This window comes from Streptomyces coelicoflavus (genome assembly GCF_045041415.1).
GTDB classification, from domain to species: Bacteria; Actinomycetota; Actinomycetes; order Streptomycetales; family Streptomycetaceae; genus Streptomyces; species Streptomyces coelicoflavus.
Genome location: NZ_CP108218.1, coordinates 266,396 through 284,055, shown reverse-complemented (window position 1 = coordinate 284,055; position 17,660 = coordinate 266,396). Strand labels below are relative to the sequence as shown.

General features: G+C 72.8%; 18 protein-coding genes. 13 read left to right on the top strand and 5 right to left on the bottom strand.

The features are described from left to right. Positions 1–25 precede the first annotated feature (25 nt). Complete coding sequence (locus OHA99_RS01260; protein WP_405693552.1) at positions 26–829, top strand: alpha/beta fold hydrolase; 804 nt, start codon at positions 26–28, stop codon at positions 827–829. 148 nt (positions 830–977) lie between these two features. Beyond that, positions 978–1,700: an FAD binding domain-containing protein gene (locus OHA99_RS01255; RefSeq protein WP_405693550.1), complete on the top strand. Its 723-nt coding sequence runs from the start codon at positions 978–980 to the stop codon at positions 1,698–1,700. A gap of 28 nt (positions 1,701–1,728) precedes the next feature. On the opposite strand, the gene OHA99_RS01250 is transcribed toward OHA99_RS01255, so the two are convergent. Beyond that, entirely contained in the window at positions 1,729–2,580 is an 852-nt protein-coding gene (locus tag OHA99_RS01250) for a lysozyme (RefSeq protein WP_153176303.1), read from the bottom strand. A 320-nt stretch (positions 2,581–2,900) separates the two neighbouring features. Here OHA99_RS01250 and OHA99_RS01245 point away from each other — a divergent pair, with 320 nt between their 5' ends. From OHA99_RS01245 to OHA99_RS01225, 5 genes are all read left to right on the top strand, one after another. Further along, positions 2,901–4,631, top strand: a complete 1,731-nt coding sequence (locus OHA99_RS01245; protein ID WP_405693548.1) for an ATP-binding protein — start codon at positions 2,901–2,903, stop codon at positions 4,629–4,631. Between the two features lie 151 nt (positions 4,632–4,782). Next, complete coding sequence (locus OHA99_RS01240) at positions 4,783–5,202, top strand: roadblock/LC7 domain-containing protein (RefSeq protein WP_194280244.1); 420 nt, start codon at positions 4,783–4,785, stop codon at positions 5,200–5,202. Next, a complete protein-coding gene (locus OHA99_RS01235; RefSeq protein ID WP_164380896.1) occupies positions 5,199–5,555 on the top strand; it encodes a DUF742 domain-containing protein in 357 nt (118 codons plus the stop codon). The genes OHA99_RS01240 and OHA99_RS01235 overlap by 4 nt, the downstream gene beginning before the upstream one ends. After that, a complete protein-coding gene (locus OHA99_RS01230; RefSeq protein ID WP_165683648.1) occupies positions 5,536–6,144 on the top strand; it encodes an ATP/GTP-binding protein in 609 nt (202 codons plus the stop codon). The genes OHA99_RS01235 and OHA99_RS01230 overlap by 20 nt, the downstream gene beginning before the upstream one ends. Continuing rightward, positions 6,141–7,403: a cytochrome P450 gene (locus OHA99_RS01225; protein WP_164380894.1), complete on the top strand. Its 1,263-nt coding sequence runs from the start codon at positions 6,141–6,143 to the stop codon at positions 7,401–7,403. Before OHA99_RS01230 ends, OHA99_RS01225 begins: the two co-directional genes overlap by 4 nt. Before the next feature lie 13 nt (positions 7,404–7,416). Here the strand turns inward: OHA99_RS01225 and OHA99_RS01220 are convergent, their stop codons facing one another. Together OHA99_RS01220 and OHA99_RS01215 are read right to left on the bottom strand one after the other, a co-directional pair. Then, the gene (locus tag OHA99_RS01220; protein ID WP_405693545.1) at positions 7,417–8,640 is read right to left on the bottom strand and encodes a cytochrome P450; all 1,224 of its coding nucleotides are present in this window, start codon (positions 8,638–8,640) and stop codon (positions 7,417–7,419) included. A gap of 128 nt (positions 8,641–8,768) precedes the next feature. Next, positions 8,769–9,542 carry a FadR/GntR family transcriptional regulator gene (locus OHA99_RS01215; protein WP_153176297.1) on the bottom strand — a complete coding sequence of 258 codons (774 nt, stop codon included), beginning with the start codon at positions 9,540–9,542 and terminating at the stop codon, positions 8,769–8,771. 237 nt (positions 9,543–9,779) lie between these two features. Between OHA99_RS01215 and OHA99_RS01210 the strand changes: the two genes are divergently transcribed. From OHA99_RS01210 to OHA99_RS01185, 6 genes are read left to right on the top strand one after another with little or no spacing between them, the layout of a single operon-like run. Beyond that, entirely contained in the window at positions 9,780–11,144 is a 1,365-nt protein-coding gene (locus OHA99_RS01210) for an MFS transporter (RefSeq protein WP_381502392.1), read from the top strand. Then, positions 11,141–12,907 carry a dihydroxyacetone kinase family protein gene (locus OHA99_RS01205; RefSeq protein ID WP_405693543.1) on the top strand — a complete coding sequence of 589 codons (1,767 nt, stop codon included), beginning with the start codon at positions 11,141–11,143 and terminating at the stop codon, positions 12,905–12,907. Before OHA99_RS01210 ends, OHA99_RS01205 begins: the two co-directional genes overlap by 4 nt. Before the next feature lie 11 nt (positions 12,908–12,918). After that, entirely contained in the window at positions 12,919–13,428 is a 510-nt protein-coding gene (locus OHA99_RS01200; RefSeq protein ID WP_153176294.1) for a ribose-5-phosphate isomerase, read from the top strand. Beyond that, a complete protein-coding gene (locus tag OHA99_RS01195) occupies positions 13,428–14,219 on the top strand; it encodes a triose-phosphate isomerase family protein (protein ID WP_153176293.1) in 792 nt (263 codons plus the stop codon). Before OHA99_RS01200 ends, OHA99_RS01195 begins: the two co-directional genes overlap by 1 nt. Beyond that, positions 14,219–15,028 carry a sugar phosphate isomerase/epimerase family protein gene (locus OHA99_RS01190; RefSeq protein ID WP_381502384.1) on the top strand — a complete coding sequence of 270 codons (810 nt, stop codon included), beginning with the start codon at positions 14,219–14,221 and terminating at the stop codon, positions 15,026–15,028. Before OHA99_RS01195 ends, OHA99_RS01190 begins: the two co-directional genes overlap by 1 nt. After that, positions 15,028–15,903 carry a phosphogluconate dehydrogenase C-terminal domain-containing protein gene (locus tag OHA99_RS01185; RefSeq protein ID WP_381502381.1) on the top strand — a complete coding sequence of 292 codons (876 nt, stop codon included), beginning with the start codon at positions 15,028–15,030 and terminating at the stop codon, positions 15,901–15,903. Before OHA99_RS01190 ends, OHA99_RS01185 begins: the two co-directional genes overlap by 1 nt. A gap of 57 nt (positions 15,904–15,960) precedes the next feature. Here OHA99_RS01185 and pepE read toward each other — a convergent pair whose 3' ends face one another. Next, entirely contained in the window at positions 15,961–16,686 is a 726-nt protein-coding gene (gene pepE / locus OHA99_RS01180; protein WP_381502377.1) for a dipeptidase PepE, read from the bottom strand. A 37-nt stretch (positions 16,687–16,723) separates the two neighbouring features. Further along, entirely contained in the window at positions 16,724–17,557 is an 834-nt protein-coding gene (locus OHA99_RS01175; protein WP_165683642.1) for an IclR family transcriptional regulator, read from the bottom strand. Between the last annotated feature and the right edge of the window lie 103 nt (positions 17,558–17,660).

Sequence of the window (17,660 nt, the reverse complement as noted above, 5' to 3'; positions counted from 1 at the left end):
CCGCCCGGGACCTAGGGTCCCGTGCATGGACTCCACCACCGTGCGCGGCGCCACGCTCGAATACGACGACTTCGGCCCGGGCGACGGGCTCCCCGTCCTCCTGATCCACGGTCACCCCTTCAACCGCACCCTCTGGGCGCCGCAGGCCACGGCACTGGCGGCGGCCGGCCACCGGGTCCTCACCCCCGACCTGCGCGGTTACGGCCGCAGCAGCGTCGGCCCGGACAAGGTGCTGCTCGCCGACTTCGCCGACGACCTCGCCGGGCTCCTGGACCACCTGGGGATCGAACGCGCGGTGGTCGGCGGCGTCTCCATGGGCGGACAGATCACCATGGAGTTCCAGCTCCGCCACCCCGGGCGGGTACGGGCCCTCGTCCTGTCCGACACCTCCGCCCCCGCCGAGACCCCCGAGGGCAAGGCGTTCCGCAACCGGCTCGCCGACCGGCTCCTGGCCGAGGGCATGGACGGCTACGCGCACGAGGTCCTCGACAAGATGCTCGCCGGCTACAACGTCACCCGGATGCCGGAGGTGGCCGCCCGGGTCCTGGAGATGATGTGCGCCACCGACCCCCGAGGCGCCGCGGCGGCACTGCGCGGGCGGGCCGAACGACCCGACTACCGGGACGTCCTGGCCGCCGTTCGGGCACCCGTCCTCGTCGTGGTCGGCGCCGACGACGCCTACACCCCCGTCACGGACGCGGAATCCATCCACCGCCTGGTCCCGCACTCCACCCTGGCCGTCGTCGAGAAGGCCGGCCACCTCCCGGGCGCCGAGCAGCCCGACCGGTTCAACACCGTGCTGCTGGAATTCCTCGACACGCTCGGATGACGGGGCGGCGCGTGAAGGGCGCACACGGGAAACGCATGAGCCCTGTACGCGCCCCCTCGGCGGTACGGACAATCCCAGTGACCGTGATCACCCGGCGGAAGACGCGGAGTCGTCCGGCCGCCGACTCCCGGGAAGCAGGTCGATCGCCATGCTGCTGCGTCAGCCCACGACCGTGTCCGAAGCACAGGAGTGCCTGGCGCAGGGGGCGGTGCCCGTCGGCGGAGCCACGCTCGTGTGGGCCACCTGGCAGCGCGACGGCTTCCCGGACCTGGCCATGTCACTGCGCGGACTGCCCGAGGCGACCGCCGTCGAAGCCGAGTCGCTGGGCGCGGCCGTGGTGCTGAACCGGATGGGCGACCGGGTGCCGGAGGTGCTGCGCCGGGCGGCGGGCTCGGTGGGCACCGGAGCGGTACGCCGGACGGCCACCGTCGGCGGCAACCTCGTCGGCAGCAGCCTGCGCTGTCTGCTGCCCGCGGCCCTCGTGCTGGACGCCCGCGCCAGGGTGCTGGGCCCCGACCGCCCCTACGAGACCGATCTGGCCGAGGTGATGGCGAAGCGTCACCTGCTGCTCGGCCTTCGCTGGCGCACCCCGCTGGTCAGCGGCTACCGCAAGCAGCCCGCCGAAGCCGGCGGCCCGCCGCCCCTGGTGGTCGCCACCGCCGTGCACGCCGACGGCGGGGGCCGGCACCGGCTGCGCGTCGCCGTACGCGAGGGCTACGACGTGCTCAGCGAGAGCACCGCGTGCGACGCGGGGGCCGACGAGGCCCTGGACACCCTGGAACGGACGGACATCGGCGCCCTGCCCGCCGGCACCCGGGACGTGGTGCGCGAGCAGGTCGCCGACATCCTGGCCACCCTCGCAGGCCGCTGAACGGCGGCCGGCGCTCCACCGGTCCGCGTCAGCCGTTGGCCAGGGCCTTGACGCGGTCCAGCGCCCCGTTGAACTTGTCGTGGTCGCCCACGGTCGGCCCGGACGAGGTGTACTGCCACATCGTGTGGAAGTCCCAGCCGGCCGGAAGCGCCCCCACGGTCGAGGCGTACCGCGCGATCCACAACGGATTGCTCGCGCCGAACCCGCTGTAGTTCCCGGTGCACTGCGTCCACCAGTTGGTGGAGGTGTAGATGGCGGCGTGGCGGCCGGTGCGCTCCTTGTAGCGGTCCAGGAAGGCCCGGATCCAGCTCACCATCTGACTGTGCGTCCGCCCGTAGCAGGTCGCCCCGTACGGGTTGTACTCGATGTCGAGGACGCCCGGCAGCGTCCTGCCGTCCTTGGACCAGGCACCGCCGTGATCGACGAAGTAGTCGGCCTGGGCGGCGCCGCCGGCGGTGTCCGGGGTCGCGAAGTGGTACGCGCCGCGGACCATGCCGGCGTCGTACGAACCGCCGTACTGCTGGGCGAAGTACGGGTTCCGGTAGGAGGTCCCCTCGGTGGCCTTCACATAGGCCCACTTCACGCCGCTCTTCCAGAGGGTCGACCACGCGACGTTGCCCTGGTGGCTGGAGACGTCCACCCCCTCGGTCTGGGCGACACGGGTGCCGACGGGCCGGCCCTGGACCCCTTCGTGGGCGAGGACGCCCTCGCCCATGTGGGCGGTACCGCGAGCGGGCGTCCGGGTGTCGTCGGTCGGAGCCGGGGGCGAGGCCGAGGCCGGGACCGCGGACAGGGTCAGGAGAAGTGACTGGGCGGCGAGGATGACGCCTGAGGTGAGCAGGCGTGAGTGGCGTTTCGCCACGGCTATGGGTCTGCGCATGGCACCCATCCGAACCGGAGTCGGGCCCCACCGCATCCCACACTCGTCCAGACGGTGTCCTCGGACGGCCCGTCCGGGAACACCCGCCCCGACAAGAACGCCAGTACCACATCGCTGCGTTCGATCGGCGAGATGTCGGGAAAGTTCGCTCCTCGGTGGGGTCTGTGGCCGGTCCGGCATGCGCGGCCGACGCGCTGACTAGCATGAGCCGCAAGCCCGCCGGAGTGATCACCACTCACCCGGTGACACGGCTCCGGCCCGCGGCCGCCGCAGGTCGACCGGCCTTTCTCCCCGCTCTCAAGGACCCGAGGGACCGCGGAATGTCAGTGTCTGCACCCCCCACCCCGCCCCGGACGCAGAAACCCGGCCGCTCCGCCCCGGCCGTCCCGCTGCTCGTGCTGCCGGCCACCGCCGCGGCCGCGGGCGCCGCCTGGGCCGCCGCTCCCGAGACCGCCCGGAGCTGGACCGCGACCCTCGCCGTCACGTCCTGGCTGTGCGTCGCCGTGTCCGTCGCCCTCGGCTCCTACCTGGTCGGACGGGCACGCCGGACGGCGGCGGACCGGCGGACGGAGATCAGCGCCCTCAAGGGCCGGCTCGCACAGGAGAACGCCGGCCTCGCCCACCTGGTCAACGTCGCGCTGCCGGGCATCGCGCAGCACGTGCGCGACGGCACCGGCGCGGACGAGGCCGTCGCCCGAGCCGCTCCCTCCTCCGGCCCCCACCTGCGGCAGGTCGTCCAGAGCTTCGCCGTACTGGTGGAAGACGCCGTACGCCACGCGGCGGAGGCCGAGTCCCGGCGGCAGCAGGCGGTCCAGGAGGCACGCGGAGGCACCGCCGAGCTGGAACGGCTGACCGACAGCACCCTGCCCGCCGCCGTGGAGAAGCTGCGGGACGGCACCTCGGCCGAGATCGTCCTCGCCGAGCTGGAGTGGCCGCGCGGAGCGGGGGCGCGGGCCTGCGCCGAGCTGTTCGTCCGGGAACTGGCCCACAGCGAGCGGCGCACCGCCGCCGCCCAGGCCGCCTCCGCCAAGTCCCTCAGCCGCGTCCAGGCCAAGGCCGTCAGCATGCTCGCCGACCTGAGGGACATGCAGGATCGTCACGGCGAGGAGGTCCTCGGCGACCTGCTGCGCCTGGACCACAGCACCTCGCAGCTCGGTCTCATCACCGACCGCCTGGCGCTCCTGATGGGCGGGCGCTCCAGCCGGGCCTGGAACAGGCCCATCGTGATGGAGAGCATCCTGCGCGGCGCCGTCGGCCGGATCGCCGCCTACCAGCGGGTCCGCATGCACTGCTCCAGCGACGCCGCGATCTCCGGCTACGCGGCCGAGGGTGTCATGCACCTCCTGGCCGAACTCATGGACAACGCCGCCAACTTCTCGCCGCCCATCGACGAGGTCCACGTCTACGTGGAGGAACGTACCGCCGGAATCGTCGTCACCATCGAGGACAGCGGGCTGAAGATGGCCGACGCCGCCATGCGCCACGCCGAAGAGGCGGTGTCGGGGCGGATGAACGACCTGGCCTCGCTCCAGGGCACCCGCCTCGGCCTCGCCGTGGTGGGGCGGCTGGCCGCCAAGTACGGCGTCGGCGTGAGCTACCGGCCGTCCTCGCGCGGCGGCACGGGCGTCGTCGTCCTCGTACCGCCCCAGCTGCTCGCCCAGCAACGGGAACCGGGGCCCGCCCTGACCGGCCGTACCTTCGGGGGCGGCGGCGTCTCCGCCTTCCCCGGTCCCGCCCCCGCCGCGGAAGCCACGGGAATCGCACGGCGCGTCCCGGACGTCCGGCCGGTGGAGCGGACCGGCCTGCCCGGACAGACGGCGCGATCCGCTCCCGCGGCCGCCACGCCGGGCGGTCTGCCGATGCGGGCCCCCGGCCGCACGATGGCCGAGGCGGAGGCCGAGCGGGAACGCCGCGACCACCACCGGCCGCCCCCCGGCCCGGCGGTGCCGGCCTCTCGCGACGCCGGAGCCAGCTTCGGCGCCTTCCACCGCGGGCGCCGGTCCGGGGCGACCGGCGGCGCGCCGGACTCCGAGCCGCCGGCCCCGGGATAGGCGCGCCGGACCGCTTCCCCCTCGCACCCCATCCGCGGCGCGCCGCACGGCGCGCACCGGTGCCCCTCGCTCCCACCGCTCGTGTCGCTCGTGAGATTGGAGGAACGGGCCGGTGACCCCAGCACCAGCAACCACCGTCCCCGCACCCATCATGCAGACCACCGACAACAGCCTCACCTGGCTCCTCCAGAACCTCCTGGACCGCACCCCCGGTACCCGCCACGCCCTCGTCCTGTCCCGTGACGGCCTCAAGCTCTGCTGGACCGAACACCTCACCCTGGACCGGGCCGACCAGCTCGCCGCGATCTGCTCGGGCATCCAGGCCCTCGCCCAGGGCGCCTCCGTCGAGTTCGGCAACGGGACCGGCGGCGTACGGCACTCCATGACCGAGTTCCACGGCGGCCTGCTGTTCATCGTGGAGGCGGGCGAGGGCGCCCACCTGGCCGTCGTCGCGGTGGAGGACGCCGATCCCGGCGTGGTCGGCCACCAGATGACCGAGCTGGTCGACCAGATCGGCGACCACCTGAGGGCCGAGCCCCGCCACGCCGTCCCCGGGAGCGGCTCGTCGTGACGCGCAGGCCCGTGGACACCGGCGCACCCGACCGGCTCTACACGGTCACCGGCGGGCGCAGCCGCGCCGACGACTCCTTCGACCTCGTCACCCTGGTGGTCGCCGAGTGCGGGCCGTCGGCCGGCATGCAGTCGGAACACGTCCGCATCCTCGACCTGTGCCGGCACCCCACGGCCGTGGTCGAGATCGCCGCCGAGCTGACCCTGCCCATCACGGTGGTCCGCATCCTGCTCGGCGACCTGCTCGCCACCGGAAACATCACCGCCCGCCATCCACGCCTGGGGCAGACCGCCGCGTCGCACCCCGATACCGCCCTGCTCCAGGAGGTGCTCCATGGGCTCCGCAACCTCTAACGGCCGCAAGCCCCTGACCGACGCCGCGGAGACCGGACTCAAGATCGTCGTCGTGGGCGGCTTCGGCGTCGGCAAGACCACCCTCGTCCGCTCCGTCAGCGAGATCCGGCCGCTCAACACCGAAGAGGTCATGACCCAGGCCGGAGTCGGCGTCGACGACACCGGCTCGGTCACCGCGAAGACCACCACCACGGTGGCCTTCGACTTCGGCCGCATCAGCCTCAACGACCGCATGGTGCTGTACCTGTTCGGCGCCCCCGGCCAGGAGCGCTTCTGGTTCCTGTGGGACCGGCTGTTCTCCGGCACCCTCGGCGCGGTGGTTCTCGTCGACACCCGCCGGATGGACGACTCCTGGTACGCGATAGACCGGCTGGAACACCACCGGACCCCGTTCGTGGTGGCCGTGAACCGCTTCGACGACGACACCGCCCGGCACTCCCTGGACGAGATCCGGCTGGCCCTCGCGCTGCCCGACCACGTGCCGCTGATCGACTGCGACGCGCGGGTGCGGACGTCGGGCAAGAACGTGCTGGTCACCCTCGTGGACCACCTCTACCAACTGGCCCTGGCCCAGGAGAGCGCATCGTGACCGACCTCGACCCCGCACCCCGCCCCGTCGCCGCCCCGGGCTGCCCCGCGCACCCCGACGCCGTGCCGCTGGCCGGCCTGGAGTACCAGCAGACACCGTCGGACCTGTACCGCGGACTGCGCGCCGAACACGGTGCCGTCGCGCCCGTGCTCCTCGACGGCGGCATCCCCGCCTGGCTGGTCCTCGGTTACCCCGAGGTCAGCTATGTGACCAGCCACGACGACCTGTTCGCCCGGGACTCGCGCCGCTGGAACCAGTGGGGGAGCATCCCGCCCGACTGGCCCCTGCTGCCCTACGTCGGTCATCAGCCCTCGGTCCTGTTCACCGAGGGCGAGGAACACCGGCGGCGGGCCGGCGTCATCACCCAGGCACTGGCCGGCATCGACCAGTTCGAACTGGCCCGGGACTGCCGGCACCTCGCCGACCGGCTCATCTCCGCCTTCGCGGGCAGCGGCCGCGCCGAGCTGATGAGCGGCTACGCACACCCCCTGCCCATGCTCGCCGCCGTACGCGTGTGCGGGATGCCGCACAACGGCGCCGAGACCCGGCAACTCGTCGAGGACCTGCGCGTCTCCCTCGACGCGGCCGAGGGCGACGACCCGGTCGCCGCGTACACGCGGGTGGGCGAGCGCATCCACCAACTGGTCCGCCACAAGCGCGACCGGCCGGGACCCGACGTCACCTCCCGGATGCTGACCCACCCGGCGGGGCTGACCGACGAGGAGATCGTCCAGGACCTGATCTCCGTCATCGCCGCCGCCCAGCAGCCCACCGCCAACTGGATCGGCAACACGCTGCGGCTGCTGCTCACCGACGAGCGCTTCGCCCTCAACGTCTCCGGCGGCCGCCTCAGCGTGGGAGAGGCCCTCAACGAGGTGCTGTGGCTGGACACCCCCACGCAGAACTTCATCGGCCGCTGGGCCGTCAACGACACCCAGCTGGGCGGACGGCAGATCCGGGCCGGCGACTGCCTCGTCCTCGGCCTCGCCGCGGCCAACACCGACCCGCAGCTGTGGCCCGAAGCGCACGTCGGCGCCGAGAACTCCGCGCACCTGTCCTTCAGCAACGGCGAGCACCGCTGCCCCTACCCGGCACCCCTGCTCGCCGACGTCATCGCCCGCACCGCGGTCGAGACCCTGCTGGAACGCCTCCCCGACCTCGTCCTCGCGGTCGAACCGGGCGAGTTGACCTGGCGCCCGTCCATCTGGATGCGCGGTCTGACGACGCTGCCCGCCGTCTTCACGCCCGTCGTGGCCTGACGCGTACGGCCCGTCAGGCCACGGGAGTGAAGCGCACCGGCAGCGACTGCGGGCCACGGGTGAACACGCCCCGCTCCACCACCTCGAACCCGTCCTCCGTCCGCAGGCCGGGCAGGGCGTCGAGGAGCTGCCCGACCCCGGTCTCGACCTCCGCCTTCGCCAGCAGCGCACCGACGCAGAAGTGCCGGCCGAGCGCGAAGGCGAGATGGTCGGCGGCGGCCGAGAAGGCGGTCGTCGTGGTCAGGTCGTCGCGCATGATGTCGAAACGGTCCGGATCGCGGTAGCGGCTCTCGTCCCGGTTGGCCGCTCCTATGAGGCAGGTGACGGTGGCGCCGGCGGGTATGGTGCCGCCGCTGAGCGTGACGTCCGTCGCCGTCTGACGCATGATCATGTGGACCGGCGGCGTGTAGCGGAGCGTCTCGGCGAAGGCCCGCGGGATCAGACTGCGGTCCTCGCGCACGGCCGCCAACTGGTCCGGGTGGGCCAGCAGGTTGGCGAAGATGCCGGCGATCGCCTTGTCGGTGGTCTCGCCGCCCGCCGCGAGCAGCAGGCTGCAGAACGCCTTGATGTCCTCGTCGCTCATCCGCACGCCGTCCACCTCGGCGGCGCACAGCGTGGACAGCAGGTCGTCGCCCGGCTTCTCGCGGCGCTCCCTGATGATCGGGAACATGTACTCGGCGAACTCCACCCGGGTGCGCGCACCGGCGGCGGCGACCCGCTGGTCCCCAGAGAGGTTGCCCAGGAAGGCGATGACCGACGTGTACCAGCCGTGGAACCGGTCGTGGTCGGCCTTGTCCAGGCCCAGCATGTCCGCGATGACGTTGACGGGGAACCGGGTGGCGTAGTCGGCGACCAGGTCCGCGCGGCCGGTGTGCCGGAACGCGTCGATCAGCTCCCGGGAGTTGCGCTCGATCACCGGCAGGAACCGCTCCTGGAGATCGGCGCCGCGGAAGGCCGGGGCGACCAGCGCACGCCGGACCGCGTGCTCCCGGCCGCTCAGCTGGAGGATCGTCCGGCCGTGCACCGGCTCGATCTGCCAGTCGTAGTTCTCGGTCGTGAACTGCCCGCCCCGGTCCTTGAAGACGCGCTCCACGTCCTCGTAGCGCGAGACGATCCAGCTCTGGGTCGCCTCGTGCCGGATGAGGGGAGCGCTGTCCCGCATCGTCCGGTAGGCCGGATACGGGTTCGCCGCGAACTCGGGGGAGAGGATGTCGGGGACCTGCTGCGCGGTGGACATGAGGCTCCTCGGTCGACAACGGCCTTGACCCACCAGGCTATTGACGACGCGACGACTCCGACAGACCGCGCGCGGCAGGGGCGAGAACCCGTCAGGCCTCGCCGTCCGCGGAGCCGTCCACGGAGCCGTCAGGCCTCGCCGTCGGCGGAGCCGTCCACCGAGGCGCGCAGCCGTGCGCTGGCCATCCGCATGTGCTCGGCCATCGCCCGGTCCGCCGCCTCCGGATCGCGGGCGCGGATCGCCTGGAGCACCGCGTCGTGCTCGCACAGCGTGCCGCTGACCGTCCCCTCGATGTCGCTGACACGCTCCATCCAGACCTGGAGCAGCGCCCGGATGCTGTGCAGGATGTCGCTGAGCACGGTGTTGCGGGCGATACGGGCCGTCTCCAGGTGGAAGGCGATGTCCGCGTCGATGAACGCCGTGACGTCGTCGCCCGCGTCGCGCATGTGCTGGAGGTGCCCCTCCAGCAGGGCCACGTCCTCGTCGCTCGCGCGTTCCGCCGCCAGCCGGGCCGAGACACCCTCCATGTACGTGCGGACCTCGACCAGGTCCTGGGTGCGCCGCTGGCCCAGCATCAGGCCCCAGTTGATCGCCCGGGGCAGGAACTCCGAGGTGCCCTCTCGCACGTAGGACCCGGAGCCGGGGCGGATCTCGATGATCCCGAGCACGTCCAGCGCCGAGAGCGCGCCGCGCACGCTGGACCGGGCGACGCCGAGCGCCTCCGCGAGCTGCCGCTCGGCGGGCAGCCTCGTGCCGGGCCGGATGTCGCCGGCCGAGAGGTGGTCGAGGAGGCGCTTGGCGACCTCGCTGACGGACGACTCGCGCACCACGGGACGCAGCAGCTGCGCGAGGTCGGGCGCGGCGGCGGAGCTGTGCTGATCAGGCTGACTGGTCACGGTCACCAGTCAACCAGATGCCACGCGTGCACGGCTGACCAGGCAGTTCATCGCGATTTCGGGTGTGGTTTGTCAAGGGCTGGGTCATGGGAAGATCTATGACCCTCGCCACACTGGTAAATTGGTGACCAATTTGGTTCCAGAGGCTTAGCGTGAACACGAACCGGTCGGCCGCCCCCGTGGCGGACCACCCGGAGTGACCCACCCCGGACGGAGTTGTCCGGGCGAGCCGAGGAGTCGCCCATGGGTGCCCAAGCGCCATCCACGGCAGTCGAGAGAACTGCCATCAAGAAGGTCTCAGTCCGCCTCGTGCCGTTCGTGGCGCTGATGTTCTTCGTGAACTACCTGGACCGCACGGCCGTCTCGTTCGCCGAACCGAACGGCATGGGCCAGGACCTCGCCCTGACCGCCGCCCAGTTCGGCTTCGCGTCCGGGATCTTCTTCCTCGGCTACATCGTGCTCGAGGTCCCCAGCAACATGGCCCTGCACCGCTTCGGAGCCCGCCGCTGGCTGGCCCGGATCATGGTGACCTGGGGCATCGTCTCCCTGCTGTTCACCTGGGTGAGCAGCAGCGAGCAGCTCTACACGCTGCGCTTCCTGCTCGGCGTCGCCGAGGCCGGGTTCTTCCCCGGCGCCATCCTCTTCCTCAGCCAGTGGGTGCCCTCCCGCCACCGGACCAAGATCCTGGGCCTGTTCTACCTGGCCCAGCCGCTGACCACGGTGTTCGGCGCCCCGCTCGCGGGCTGGCTGATCGGCCGGCACGGGCTGTTCGGCCTCGAGGGCTGGCGGGTGATGTTCCTGTTCGTGTCGCTGCCCGCGATCATCCTGGGCGTCGTCGCCTGGTTCTACCTGATCGACAAGCCCGCCGACGCCAAGTGGCTCACCCCCGCCGAGCGCGACTGGCTGACCACCGAACTGGCCGCCGAGAACGCCCGGAAGACCGGACACGAGAGCAAGCACGCCAAGGGCGACCTCAAGAAGGCCTTCGGCAGCGGACGCGTGTGGACCCTCGCCGCCGTCTACTTCGGTTTCGTCTACGGCCTGTACGCCCTCGCCTTCTTCCTGCCGACCATCATCAACGGCTTCCAGGACCAGTACGACACCACGTTCAGCGTCATGGACAAGGCCTGGATCACCGCCATCCCGTACCTGCCCGCCGCCGTCGTCCTCTTCTTCTGGACCCGGCACGCCACCCGCCACGGCACCCGCACCTGGCACGTGGCCGGACCGGCCGTCGTCGGCGGCGTGTCCATCCCGCTCGCCCTCTACATGGGCTCCCCGGCCGCCACGGTCGCCGTCATCACCGTCACCGCCTGCGCCATCTTCGCGGCCCTGCCGGTCTTCTGGTCGGTGCCCTCCCGCTTCCTGACCGGAGCCGCCGCCGCGGCCGGCATCGCCCTGATCAACACCGCGGGCAACATCGCCGGGTTCGCCTCCAGCTACATCACCGGCTGGCTCAAGGACTGGACCGGCGCCTACTACGCACCGCTCTACCTCGTCGGCTTCTTCATGCTGCTCTCCGCCGCACTGATGATCGTGCTCGCCGCCCGCCACCGCACCGACGAACCGGCCGTCGCCGAGCACCAGGCCAAGGAGGCCATAGGATGACCCGCCTGTTCAACGACCCCGCCGCCTTCGCCGACGAGGCGCTGGAGGGCTTCGCCGCCGCGCACCGGCGCTGGGTGCGACCGGTCACCGGCGGAGTCGTCCGGGCCGCGGCCACCCCGGCGGGCCAGGTCGCCGTGGTCGTCGGCGGCGGCTCCGGCCACTACCCCGCCTTCTCCGGCCTGGTCGGGCGCGGCCTCGCCCACGGCGCGGCCGTCGGCAACGTCTTCGCCTCGCCCTCCGCCCGGCAGATCCACTCGGTGGCCCGGGCCGCGCACGGCGGCGCCGGAGTCCTGCTGATGTACGGCAACTACGCGGGTGACGTCCTGCACTTCGGGCAGGCCGCCGAGCGACTGGCCGCCGACGGCATCGAGGCCCGGACGTTCGCCGTCGCCGACGACATCTCCAGCGCGGGCCCCGACGAGTCCGCCAAGCGGCGCGGCATAGCCGGTGACCTGCCCGTCTTCAAGGCGGCGGCCGCCGCGGCCGAGCAGGGCCTGCTCCTGGACGAGGTGCTCCGCGTCGCCGAACGGGCCGGCGCCCGCACCCGCTCCTTCGGCATCGCCTTCTCCGGCTGCACCCTGCCCGGCGCCGACCACCCCCTGTTCACCGTCCCCGAGGCCCGCATGGCCGTCGGCCTCGGCATCCACGGCGAGCCCGGCATCGGCGAGGAGGCGCTGCCCACCGCCGACGAGGCGGCCCGGCTGCTGGTCGAGACCCTCCTCAAGGAACTCCCCGAGGATGTCACCGCCCCGGCCGGACAGCGTGCCGCCGTGATCCTCAACGGCCTCGGCTCGGTCAAGTACGAGGAGCTGTTCGTCGTCTACCGCGAGATCGCGGCGCTGCTCGGCGAGGCGGGCGTGGAGATCGTCGACCCCGAGGTCGGCGAACTGGTCACCAGCTTCGACATGGCCGGCGTCTCGCTGACCCTGACCTGGCTGGACGAGCGGCTGGAGGAGCTGTGGCGGGCCCCGGCCGACACGCCCGCCTACCGCAAGGGCGCCCTCGCCGCCCCGGAGCCCGACCAGGACCGGGCGGCCTCGACCGCCGGGGCCCGGGACACCGCCGCATCCGACGCGGCCGCCTCCGGAGCCACCGCCGTACCCCCCGCATCCGACGCCTCCCGCGAGGCCGCCGCCACCGTCCTGGCCGCCCTGGACGCGGTGGCCCGCGTCGTCGACACCCACGCCGACGAACTCGGCCGCATCGACGCCGTCGCCGGCGACGGCGACCACGGCATCGGCATGCGGCGCGGATCCACCGCCGCCCGGCGGGCCGCCACCGACGCCCACGGGCTCGGCGGGGGAGCGGGCACCGTCCTGGCCCGGGCCGCCGACGCCTGGGCCGACAAGGCGGGCGGTACCTCCGGCGCCCTGTGGGGCACGATCCTGCGCTCGCTCGGCACGGCCCTCGGCGACCGGGACGCCCCCGACGCCCGGCGGGTCGCCGACGGGGTCACGGAGGCCTCCGCCGCCGTACGCAGGCTGGGCGGGGCCGAGGTCGGCGACAAGACCATGGTCGACGTCCTGGTCCCCTTCGCCGACGCGCTGGCCGCCGCCACCGCCGAGGGCCTGCCCCTCACCGACGCCTGGGACCGCGCCGCGGGCACCGCCGCCGCGGCGGCCGCCGCGACCGCCGACCTGCTGCCCCGCCGGGGCCGGGCCCGCCCGCACGCCGAGAAGTCCCTCGGCACCCCCGACGCGGGCGCCCACTCCCTCGCCCTGATCACCCGCGCCGTCCACGGCGCACTGCTCGAACACCACTGAGGAAAGCCGCCATGACCGACAAGCTCCGCATCGTCGTCGGCTCCGACGACGCCGGCCACCAGTACAAGGAAGCCCTCAAGCAGGACCTGCGCGACAGCGCCCTGGTCGCCGAGGTCACCGACGTCGGTGTCGACGCCGACGGCCACACCGCCTACCCGAAGGTGGCCATCGCCGCCGCCGAGATGGTCGCCCGCGGCGACGCCGACCGCGCCCTGCTCGTGTGCGGCACCGGCCTCGGTGTCGCCATCGCCGCCAACAAGGTCAGGGGCATCAGGGCCGTCACCGCCCACGACTCCTTCTCCGTCGAGCGGGCGGTCCTCTCCAACAACGCGCAGGTCCTCACCTTCGGCCAGCGCGTCGTCGGCCTGGAACTCGCCCGCCGCCTGGCCGCCGAGTGGCTCACCTACCGCTTCGACGAGAGCTCGGCGTCGGCCGCAAAGGTCCAGCTGATGAGCGACTACGAGACCGCCGACGGCGAGACCGGCCAGGACAGGACCGCCGGAGACGGGGCGGCCGCCTGATGCCCGCCCCCGCACCGTCACCCGTGCTGCTGGGGGTGAGCCTGAAGATGTACTTCGGCCACCACCAGACGCTCAACTGGTCCCGCAGGATCGCGGCCCTCGCCGAACACCACCCCGCCGTCACCTCCGGCGCCGCCCGCCTCTTCGTCCTCCCCGCCTTCCCGTCCCTGGTCCCCGCCACCGGCATCCTCGCCCCCTACGGCGTGGCACTGGGCGCCCAGGACGTCGCCACCGAGGACAGCGGCCCCTACACCGGCGAGGTCGGCGGCCCCCTCCTCAAGGAGATCGGCTGCCGCTACGCCGAGGTCGGCCACGCCGAGCGCCGCCGCCTGTACGGCGAGGGCGACACCGTCGTCGCCGCGAAGACCGCCGCCGCCCTGCGCAACGGCCTCACCCCCGTCCTGTGCGTCGGCGAACGGGACGAGGCCGACCCGGCCGACGCCGCCGCCCGCACGGTCGCCGAGGCCGAACGGCTGCTCGCCGGCCTGGAGGGCACCGTCGTCCTCGCCTACGAGCCGCAGTGGGCCATCGGCGCCCCCGAGCCCGCCTCCGCCGACCACATCGCCACCGTCTGCACCGCCCTGCGCGGCTGGCTCGACTCCCGCCCCCGGCACGCCGGTTCCACCGTCATCTACGGCGGCAGCGCGGGCCCCGGCCTGCTGACCCGCCTGGCCGGCACCGCCGAGGGCCTCTTCCTGGGCCGTTTCGCCCACGACCCGGCGAACGTCGCGGCGATCCTCGACGAGATCCGCTCACCGGCCACGGCGACGGCTCCGGCGGCGGTGGCGTGATGGCGTACGGCATCAGCACCTACGCCTACTTCTGGCGTCTCTCGTCCCGCGCCCCCGAGCCGATGGGCCTGCCGGACATGCTCCGCGACGCGGCGGAACTGGGCGGCGAGGTCTTCCAGATCTGCGACTACGCGCCGATCGAGTCCTACGACCGCGCACGCCTCGCCGACCTCCGCGCCACCGCCGACGACCTAGGCCTGACCCTGGAACTCGGCACCCGCGGCATCCGCCCCGACCACCTGCTCACCTACCTCGACACGGCGGGCGAACTGGGCGCGACCCTGGTCCGCTCCATGCTCAACACGGCCGGCCACCGCCCGGACACCGCCGAGGCGGTGACCCTCCTGAAGGAGGCCGTGCCCCGCTACGCCGCCGCGGGCGTCACGCTGGGCCTGGAGACCTACGAGCAGGTCGCCACCGACGACCTGGTGAGCGTCGTACGCGCCGTCGACGACCCGCACCTCGGCATCGTCCTGGACCCCGGCAACAGCGTCGCCCGGCTGGAACGCCCCGCCGACGTCGTGACCGCCACCGCGCCGTACGTGGTCAACATCCACGTCAAGGACTTCGCCTTCACCCGCCGCGACGGCTGGGTCGGCTTCACCTACGCCGGCTGCCCGCTCGGCGAGGGCCTCCTCGACTACGACGCCATGGTCGTCGCGGTGGGCGCCGCCCGGCCGGGGGACCGCGGCGTCAACCAGATCGTGGAGCACTGGCTCCCGTGGCAGGACGAGGGCTACGACGCCACCGCCCGGCTCGAACACCAGTGGACGCAGCACAGCATCAACACCCTCCTGAGGAGCGAGTAATGGCCACCGAGATCCAGACCCGGGCCGACGTCACGACCGTCGCCGTCATCGGGGCCGCCGGCAAGATGGGCCAGCGTGTCTCCAACAACCTGGTCGAGAGCGACTTCCGGGTCCTCTTCAGCGAGGCGTCGCCCAAGGGGCAGGAGCTGATCCGCGACCTGGGCCGCGAACTGACCGAGTCCGCGGCCGCCGCGGCCGAGGCGGACGTCGTCATCCTCGCCGTGCCGGACGTGGTCCTCGGCAAGGTCTCCGAGGAGCTCGTGCCGCTGATGAAGCCTGGCACCGTCGTCCTCACCCTCGACCCGGCCGCCGCCTACGCCGGTCTGCTCCACGCCCGCGACGACATCCACTACGCCTGCGCCCACCCCTGCCACCCCTCGGTGTTCCTGGAGCGCACCACCAAGGAGGAGTGGCAGGACACCTTCGGCGGCATCGCCGCCCCGCAGGAGGTCGTCGCCGCCTACGAGGGCGGGGACGCCGCCAAGCGGGAACTCGCCGACTCCGTCATCCGCGTCATGTACGCCCCGGTCGTCGACGTCCACTGGGTCACCGTCAAGCAGCTCGCGGTGCTGGAGCCGACCCTCGTCGAGACCATCGCCTGTATGGTCGGGGCCCTGCTGACCGAGGCCCTGCACGAGACCGTGCACACCGTCGGCGTCCCCGAGAAGGCCGCCCGCGCGATGCTGCTCGGCCACACCCAGGTCGCCCTCGCCAACACGCTGAAGGGCTCCAACCCGTTCTCGGACGCCTGCCTCATCGCCATGGACTACGGCCGTGAGTCCATCGTGCGCGAGGACTGGAAGAAGGTCTTCGAGGATGAGGAGCTGGACAAGGTCATCACGCGCATGCTGAAGATCAAGGAGATCAGGCGCTGACCCACCCCACGGGCGACGCCGGACGCCCGCACGGGCCTCCGGCGTCGTCGCGTGCGCTCAGGACCGGGTGTCGAACTCGCCCCGTACGCCGAGCAGTTCGGACAGGTCCGAGCCCACCGCCAGCTCGCGCGGCGGCGCGCCCCGCCGGAACAGCCGGGCGTCGCGCTCGCCGCCGAGCACTGCCAGCTCGCCCACGACCCGCAGCCAGGAACCCTCGCGCAGGCCCAGTACGGGCACGTCGTTCTCCTCCAGGAACTCCCTCAGCCGCTCCTCGCGGGTCTCGCCCTTGTGCGTCGAGCCGGGGTCCGGGTCGAGGTAGTGCGGGTTGATCTGGAACGGGACCAGGCCGAGCGCCTCGAAGGACGGCGGCTCCACGATCGGCATGTCGTTGGTGGTCCGCAGTGAGGGCGCGGCCATGTTGGTCCCGGCGCTGGCCCCCATGTACGGCAGCCCGCCGCGCACGGCCTTGATCAGCGCCTCCCGCAGTCCCGTCCGGTACAGCGCGGAGAGCAGCCGGAAGGAGTTGCCGCCGCCGACGAACACGGCGTCCGCCTCCCCGAGCCGCGCGAGCGGGTCGCCACCCTCGTGCACGCCCCGCACGTCGATCCCGGCGCCGGTGAGCGCGTCCCGCACCCGGGCGGTGTAGGCGTCGTGGTCGGCGAGCGCGTACGGGACGAAGGCCAGCCGTGCCCCGGAGGGCAGGAAGCCGGTCACGGATTCGAGGGCGTGTTCCAGGTAGCCGCGGCCGTGCTGGGTGGAGTTGGACAGGAGCAGGAGGTTCACGGGTTCTTCCTCGTCGACGGGGTGGATCGGTGGTGCGTCAGGACGTACGGGGTGAACGCGGGCGCCGCTGGTTCTGGGGCGGGTGCGTCAGACGCTGCTCCAGCAGCCGGGCGGCACGGCGCAGTACCTCCAGCCGGTCCTCGGGGCCGTCGGGGAAGCGCTCCTTGGCGGCGCCGAGGCTGAGACTGCCGTAGGGCTCCGCGCCGAGGAAGACCGGCATGGCGACCGTGCCGATGCCGGCGTCGTACTCGCCGACCGTCCAGGCGTGGCCCTGTGCGCGGACGGTGCGGAACTCGCGCTCCAGCTGGTCCGGGTCGGTGACCGTGCGCTCGGTGAAGCGCGCCATCGGGCGCCCCCGGAAGAGCCGGTGGCGCTGCTCGTCGGGCAGGAAGGCGTAGAACGACTTGCTGGTGGCGCCCGCGTGCGCCGGGTACAGCTCGCCGACCAGCGGGTAGTAGCGCAGTGGCCCCTCCTCGCCCTCGACGGCCGCGACACAGCGCATGTGGAAGCTGTCGGGCAGGCAGAAGAGCACCGTGTCCCCGGTCGCCGTCCGCAACTCCTGGAGGACCGGTTCCGCGAGCAGCTCCAGGGAGCCCGAACGCTCCCAGAGGCGGCCCAGGCGCAGGGCGGCCGGGCCGATCCGGTAGCGGCGGGTCGCCGGGTCGGAGACCAGGAAGCCGCGGCCCGCGAGCGTGGACAGCAGGCGCTGGGCGACCGAGGTGTCCCAGCCGAACTCGGCGGCGATCTCGGTGACGCCCCAGTCCGGACGGGTGCGCTCGAACGCGAGCAGCACCAGCAGGGCGCGGTCGACGGTCTGGAGCGCCCCGGCGGGCGTCTTGCGGTCCGCGGGCTGAACGGGGCGACCGGTCACGGCGGCTCCTCTCCCTCACATCTCACCATGCAGACCCGTATTGCAGATAACGGGAAACAGTTGCGGACAACGCTAGTCGATCCCGAACCTGCTGTCAGCACCG

Bases quoted from the DNA above. Each gene is read 5' to 3' on its own strand.
- OHA99_RS01240 (WP_194280244.1), top strand. From the start codon at position 4,783: ATGCAGACCACCGACAACAGCCTCACCTGGCTCCTCCAGAACCTCCTG.
- OHA99_RS01220 (WP_405693545.1), bottom strand. From the start codon at position 8,640: ATGTCCACCGCGCAGCAGGTCCCCGACATCCTCTCCCCCGAGTTCGCG.
- OHA99_RS01185 (WP_381502381.1), top strand. From the start codon at position 15,028: ATGGCCACCGAGATCCAGACCCGGGCCGACGTCACGACCGTCGCCGTC.
- OHA99_RS01250 (WP_153176303.1), bottom strand. From the start codon at position 2,580: ATGCGCAGACCCATAGCCGTGGCGAAACGCCACTCACGCCTGCTCACC.
- OHA99_RS01190 (WP_381502384.1), top strand. From the start codon at position 14,219: ATGGCGTACGGCATCAGCACCTACGCCTACTTCTGGCGTCTCTCGTCC.
- OHA99_RS01260 (WP_405693552.1), top strand. From the start codon at position 26: ATGGACTCCACCACCGTGCGCGGCGCCACGCTCGAATACGACGACTTC.
- OHA99_RS01200 (WP_153176294.1), top strand. From the start codon at position 12,919: ATGACCGACAAGCTCCGCATCGTCGTCGGCTCCGACGACGCCGGCCAC.
- OHA99_RS01245 (WP_405693548.1), top strand. From the start codon at position 2,901: ATGTCAGTGTCTGCACCCCCCACCCCGCCCCGGACGCAGAAACCCGGC.
- OHA99_RS01210 (WP_381502392.1), top strand. From the start codon at position 9,780: ATGGGTGCCCAAGCGCCATCCACGGCAGTCGAGAGAACTGCCATCAAG.
- OHA99_RS01205 (WP_405693543.1), top strand. From the start codon at position 11,141: ATGACCCGCCTGTTCAACGACCCCGCCGCCTTCGCCGACGAGGCGCTG.
- OHA99_RS01195 (WP_153176293.1), top strand. From the start codon at position 13,428: ATGCCCGCCCCCGCACCGTCACCCGTGCTGCTGGGGGTGAGCCTGAAG.
- OHA99_RS01230 (WP_165683648.1), top strand. From the start codon at position 5,536: ATGGGCTCCGCAACCTCTAACGGCCGCAAGCCCCTGACCGACGCCGCG.
- OHA99_RS01255 (WP_405693550.1), top strand. From the start codon at position 978: ATGCTGCTGCGTCAGCCCACGACCGTGTCCGAAGCACAGGAGTGCCTG.